Source organism: Kerstersia sp. (assembly GCF_052103615.1).
Lineage (GTDB): Bacteria > Pseudomonadota > Gammaproteobacteria > Burkholderiales > Burkholderiaceae_B > Kerstersia.
Genome location: NZ_JBQEKA010000127.1, coordinates 1 through 5,934, shown reverse-complemented (window position 1 = coordinate 5,934; position 5,934 = coordinate 1). Strand labels below are relative to the sequence as shown.

5 protein-coding genes and 1 pseudogene are annotated in these 5,934 nt (G+C 61.4%); 4 read left to right on the top strand and 2 right to left on the bottom strand.

The window, feature by feature from the left end:
- Positions 1-448: pseudogene (locus tag ACTJGZ_RS15565) on the bottom strand (helix-turn-helix domain-containing protein); the annotation flags it as partial.
- Positions 449-742: 294 nt separating this feature from the next.
- On the opposite strand from ACTJGZ_RS15565, the gene ACTJGZ_RS15560 reads away from it, so the two are divergent.
- The 3 genes from ACTJGZ_RS15560 to ACTJGZ_RS15550 all read left to right on the top strand — a co-directional run bounded on the left by ACTJGZ_RS15560 (position 743) and on the right by ACTJGZ_RS15550 (position 3,714).
- Positions 743-1,276 (top strand): 2,4'-dihydroxyacetophenone dioxygenase family protein, encoded by a 534-nt coding sequence (locus ACTJGZ_RS15560; RefSeq protein ID WP_441663805.1) that lies wholly within the window; start codon positions 743-745, stop codon positions 1,274-1,276.
- A gap of 102 nt (positions 1,277-1,378) precedes the next feature.
- Positions 1,379-2,665, top strand: coding sequence for an MFS transporter (locus ACTJGZ_RS15555; protein WP_441663804.1), 1,287 nt, complete (start codon positions 1,379-1,381; stop codon positions 2,663-2,665).
- A complete protein-coding gene (locus ACTJGZ_RS15550) occupies positions 2,662-3,714 on the top strand; it encodes a 2,3-butanediol dehydrogenase (protein ID WP_441663803.1) in 1,053 nt (350 codons plus the stop codon). Before ACTJGZ_RS15555 ends, ACTJGZ_RS15550 begins: the two co-directional genes overlap by 4 nt.
- Positions 3,715-3,797: 83 nt before the next feature.
- Here ACTJGZ_RS15550 and ACTJGZ_RS15545 read toward each other — a convergent pair whose 3' ends face one another.
- A complete protein-coding gene (locus ACTJGZ_RS15545; RefSeq protein WP_441663802.1) occupies positions 3,798-4,880 on the bottom strand; it encodes a tartrate dehydrogenase in 1,083 nt (360 codons plus the stop codon).
- Between the two features lie 97 nt (positions 4,881-4,977).
- Between ACTJGZ_RS15545 and ACTJGZ_RS15540 the strand changes: the two genes are divergently transcribed.
- A complete protein-coding gene (locus tag ACTJGZ_RS15540) occupies positions 4,978-5,898 on the top strand; it encodes a LysR substrate-binding domain-containing protein (protein ID WP_441663806.1) in 921 nt (306 codons plus the stop codon).
- Positions 5,899-5,934 lie beyond the last annotated feature (36 nt).

Genomic DNA, 5,934 nt, shown 5'->3' with positions numbered 1-5,934 from the left:
GGAGTGAGCGGCTACAGGACTGATAAAACCAGTCTGCCGGGGTATCCAGCAGGAATTGCCGCATGCTGCCGGTGAAGCCGAACAGATAGGCATGGCGCGTGTCGTAGATGACAAGATCGCCGGGTTCCAGTTGCGTACAGGCGCTGCCCTGATAGAAAAAGGCATTGCTTTCCAGCACCAGCGACGCGAATACCGAGTCTTTGGGGTGGCGCCGCACCATTTGCGGTGTGCGTTCGATCACATGCTCGTTGGCCTGGATGTCGGCCAGGCGGATGTCGCCCATCAAGAGGTTGCGCTGGGTCGCCAGCAGCCCATCGTCTGAAAAGGCCGAGCATTTCAGCCCGACCAGGACCGACGCGTTATAGGACTCCCAGTAGTCCAGCCGCTGGCTGGGCGGCAATGTGTCAGTGGAAATCTGGCTGACGGCATGAGGGGCGGTGGATGGCATGAATGTCTCCCTGCGGCGTCGGCGTTCGCGCCTGGCGGCAGGCAGGCGCGGTGACAGCCGGGCCTGCAGTCTTCTGATAGGGGCTGGCGGCCTGGCGGCTGATGGAGGTCAGGCCTGCGCCACAGTTGCTAGTGTACGCAGCCATGGCCGCTGGCGAGATACTGATCTTCCCTTATTCCGCTCTTCGGCAGCGGCTTGTCCGTCCTGGGCAATCAACGTGTCCGTTATGGGCAAATGGGGCGCGGGGGCGCTTGCTACATTGGTCTGTCGTTTCAACAAGAACAGGAGACTTTCATGCCCGAGCTGCCTTCCAACGAATTCTGGCGCGGCCTCAAGCCGATTCCCAACTGTTTTCAGCCGGATGCCAAGCCCGAGGTCTATATTGAGAATGCGCCGACCGAAGATGAGCGCATGTATGTGCCATTCACGGATACCGTGTCTTCCCGCCCTTTGTGGATCTCGCCTTCTGAAAACCGCTGGTGTGACATCCTGATGGCCAAGGAAGCAGGCCTGGTGAACCGTCACTATCACCCGCATGAAGTGTTTGCGTACACGATTTCGGGCAAGTGGGGCTATCTGGAACATGATTGGACGGCCCGCGCAGGCGATTTTGTCTATGAAACGCCGGGGGAGGGCCACACGCTGGTGGCGTATGAGCACGAAGATCCCATGCGCGCCTTTTTCATCGTCAAGGGGCCTTTGATCTGGCTGGACGAGAACGGCGAGCCGGAAGGGTATTTCGATGTGCACAGCTATATCGACATGTGCCGCAAACACTATGAAAAAGTGGGCATAGGCGCCGATTACGTCGATACCCTGTTCCGCTAAGCGTGGCGGCATGCCTGCCGCAGCGCCGGCAGGCAGTGACTCCAAAACAATAATAAAGGGCGTGCCTGCCAGATAGCGCGGGCGCGCCGGCTGGAGCGAGACATGAAAATATTCCAACAGGCATCCTACGAAAACAGGTTGCTGGCAGTGCTGTTCCTGGCGTTCGGCTTCGTTTTTTTCGACCGCCTGGCCTTGTCCTATCTCTTCCCTTTTGTGTCGGCCGAATTGGGCCTGAGCAATACGGAGCTGGGCATGCTGTCTTCCGTGCTGGCCCTGGCCTGGGCGGTGTCCGGGGCTTTCATGGGCGCCTATACGGATAAGCATGGCCGGCGCAAGACCATCTTGATTGTCTCGGTGGTGCTGTTTTCGGTGTTTTCGGCGCTGTCGGGGCTGGTCACGGGCTTTGTCAGCCTGTTGCTGTTCCGGGCCTGCATGGGGCTGACTGAAGGCCCGGTGCTGCCGTTGTCGCAGACCATGATGGCGCAGGCATCGTCACCGCACCGGCGCGGCCTGAATATGGGGCTGTTGCAAGGCTCTTCCGCGGGGCTGATGGGCGCGGTGATTGCGCCGCCTGTGATGGTGGCGCTGGCTGAAAACTTTGGTTGGCGGACGGCTTTCTATTTGACCTGCATTCCTGGCCTGATCGTGGCCTGGCTGATCTGGCGTTATGTGCAGGAACCAGCGCCCGCGCGGCCGGATGAGGCAGGGCAAGCCGACGCGCTGGAACAGGCTGACGCCAATACCAATACCAATACCAATAGCCAGGCCGGGCCGCAATGGGGCGTGCTGCGTGAACGCAATGTCATTCTGTGCATTCTGATCAGCTGCTTTTTCCTGGCCTGGTTCGTCAATATCATTTCCTTTGCGCCGACGTTTCTTACGAATGTGCGGAAATTCAGCCCGGGCACCATGAGCATACTGATGAGTTGCCTGGGCTTGGCCTGGGTGATCTGGGGCTTTGCCGTGCCGGGGATTTCAGACCGTATCGGCCGCCGTCCGACGCTGTTCATTTTTTCCCTGGTGGCCGCTTGCTGCCCGCTGGCCTTTTTGTATGCGCCATCGGCGGTGGCCCTGGGTGTGCTGTTGCTCTTGACGTACACCGGCCTGGGTTGCTTTACCTTGTTTATGGCAACGATTCCGGCGGAAACGGTGCCGCGTGGCGCGATGGCGACGGCGCTGGGCCTGATTATGGGCATAGGGGAGCTGGTCGGCGGGTTTATTGCGCCGGTGGTTGCCGGGCGTGCCGCGGATCTGCATGGCTTGCCGGTGGTGATGTGGATTTCGATGGCGGGCGCTTTGGTCGCCGGTCTGTTGTCGCTGGGCTTGCGTGAAACGGCGCCTGCCGTGCTGGCTCGGCGCGTGCAATACGAGCAAGGGAGTCAAGCATGAAGGCGTGGTTTTGGCATGGCGCGCGTGATTTGCGTCTGGAAGAGACGGCGTCGCGGCCTTTGCAGCGCGGGGAGATACGCGTTGCGGTGGCATATTGCGGTATTTGCGGCAGTGATTTGCATGAGTATGCCGATGGGCCGCATTCCATTCCTGTGACGCAGCCGCATCCGTTGTCCGGCCGCACGGCACCGCTGATTATTGGCCATGAGTTCTGCGGGACGGTGGTGGAAATAGCGCCCGATGTGACGAGCATCAAGCCGGGCGCCAGGGTGACGATAGAGCCGGAGTACCGTTGCGGGCGTTGCGCGCATTGTCTGGCCGGGGCCTATAACCTGTGTGTCGCGATGGGTTTTGCCGGCCTGATGGGCGATGGCGGGATGGCCCAGGAGGCTGTGGTGCCTGCCTATATGGCGCATGAGTTGCCGGATGCCGTGGCGTTCGAGCAGGCGGCGGTGGCGGAACCGGCGGCAGTGGCTTTGCATGCCGTGAGGCAGAGCCGTTTGCAGGCTGGTGATACTTGTGTGATTTTCGGCCTGGGCGCCATCGGCCAGTTGCTGGTCATGATGGCGCGCCTGCAAGGCGCCGGGAAGATTATTGCCGTCGATGTGGTGCCTGCCCGTTTGGCGCTGGCGCGCCAGTTAGGGGCGGCGCTGGCGCTTGATGCCCGTCATGAGGATGTGCAGGCGGCCGTGCTGGCGCAGACCGGTGGGGTGGGCGCGCCGGTGAGTTTTGAGGCAGCGGGCAGCCAGGCGACTTTCGATGGCGCTTTGCAGGTGTTGCGCAAAGGCGGGGAAATGGTGCTGGTGGGCCTGGTGCCCAAGGTGACGCTGGATAGTTTCGATTTGGTGAACCGGGAGTTGCGGATTACCAGCAGCGTGGGCTATCGCGATGTTTATCCTGATCTGCTGGCTTTGATCGCGGCAGGCAAGCTGGATCTTTCTCAGGTTGTGACCCGCACGGTAGCGTTGGAACAGGCGGTGACGGATGGCTTTGAGGCGCAGTTGCAGAGCCGCGACGAGATCAAGATTCTGGTTCAGCCTCAGGGTTAGGCGCGCGGCAATACCGGCGCAGCGGTGGCTGCGCCGGTATTGCGCCAGCGTGGCATGAGTCGTGCTGCGGTATGAGTGCGCTTTTAGTGTGGCGTGGCGCCGCTGATCCGCGCGGCGATGGCCTGCCCGACTTCTACGGTATTGGCCTGGCCACCCAGGTCGCGGGTGCGCGGGCCGTCGCGCAGGCAGTCTTCAATGGCGCTCAGGATGTCATCATGGGCGGCTTGGTGGCCCAGGAATTTCAGCATGAGCGCTCCGGACCAGATCATGGCAATCGGGTTGGCGATGCCCTGGCCGTAGATGTCCGGCGCGGAGCCGTGTACCGGTTCGAATAGCGAGGGGAAGTGGCGTTCCGGGTTCAGGTTGGCTGAGGGGGCCAGTCCGATGGTGCCGGTGCATGCCGGGCCGAGGTCGGAGAGAATGTCGCCAAAGAGGTTGGAGGCGACGACGACATCGAAGCGCTGCGGTTGCAGGACGAAGCGGGCGCAGAGGATGTCGATGTGTTGTTTGTCCACGGTGATATCGGGGTATTCCGTGCCTATGGCTTCGGCGCGGCTGTCCCACCAGGGCATGCTGATGGCGATGCCATTGCTTTTGGTGGCGACGGTCAGGCTGTGCCGGGCGCGTGAGCGCGCCAGTTCGAAGGCGTAGCGCAGGACGCGGTCGGTGCCTTTGCGTGTGAAGACGGATTCCTGGATGACCAGTTCGCGGTCTGTGCCTTCGAAGAGGCGGCCGCCCAGGTTGGTGTATTCGCCTTCGGTGTTTTCGCGGACGACGAGGAAGTCGATGTCGCCGGCTTTGCGGCCTGCCAGCGGGCAGGGGACGCCGTCGAAGAGGCGGACGGGCCGCAGGTTGATGTATTGGTCGAATTCGCGGCGGAATTTCAGCAGCGAGCCCCAGAGTGAGATGTGGTCGGGGACACGGCCCGGCCAGCCGACGGCGCCGAAGTAGATGGCGTCATAGGTTTGCAGCTGGTTTTTCCAGTCGTCGGGCATCATGGCGCCGGTGCGTTCGTAGTAGTCGCAGCTGGCCCAGTCGAAGTGGTCAAATTGCAAGTTCAGGCCGTGGCGGCGGGCGGCGGTTTCGAGGACGCGCAGGCCTTCGGGCATGACTTCTTTGCCGATGCCGTCACCGGGGAGGACGGCGATTTTGTGGGTGTGTGCCATGGGGAGTTCCTTCTCGTTTTGCGGGTGATGCCAGGTATGCTACAAGCGCTTTGCTTTCGGACAATCCCGTTAAACGAGAAAACTTTGTGCACGAATGATGAACAATGATCCCAGCCCTGAGGATTTGCGGGTGTTTTGCGCGATTGTGCGCAAGGCGAGTTTTAGCAGCGCAGCGGAAGAGCTGGGCGTGTCGCGTTCTTATGTGACCAAGCGGGTGCAGGTGCTGGAGGCGCGGCTGGCGACGCGTTTGTTTCATCGCACGACCCGGCGGGTGGGGGTGACGCCTGAGGGGGAGCGGGTGTATCACTGGGCGCTGCGTATTCTGAATGATATGGATCATTTGGTTGAGGAGATCGGGGTGACGCGGCAGGCGCCGCGTGGGTCTTTGCGTATTTGCAGCAGTTTCGGGTTCGGCCGGCGGGTGGTGGCGCCGGCTTTGTCGGCATTGCTGGCGCGGTATCCGGCGTTGCAGGTGCGGTTTGAGGTGTTCGATCGTTTGGTGGATATTGCGTCGGAGGGGTTCGATTTGGATATCCGGGTGGGGGATGAGATCGCGCCGCATTTGATTGCGCGTCATTTGGCGGATAACCATCGGGTGTTGTGCGCGTCGCCAGCGTATTTGGCCCGCCGGGGGACGCCGCGGACGTTGGCGGATTTGGCGGCGCATGATTGTTTGGTGATTAAGGAGCGGGATCATCCTTTCGGGGTGTGGCGTTTGGATAATGGGCGTGAGGTGCAGTCGATTAAGGTGCGGGGGCCGTTGTCGTCCAATAATGGCGAGATTGTGATGCAGTGGGCGCTGGATGGCTGCGGGATTGCTTTGCGTTCGGATTGGGATGCGAGGGCGTTGTTGCAGGCGGGGCGGTTGGTGCAGGTGTTGCCGGATTTCCGGCAGAAGGCGGCGGTGTGGGCGGTGTATCCGTCACGGTTGGAGACGTCGGCGCGTTTGCGGGTGTGTGTGGAGTTTTTGCAGGGGTATTTGCGGGAGGGGTTTGAGGAAGGGGCGGCGGGTTTGTAGGGGGATGTTTGTAGGGGATGCAAGGCTGAGCAAGGT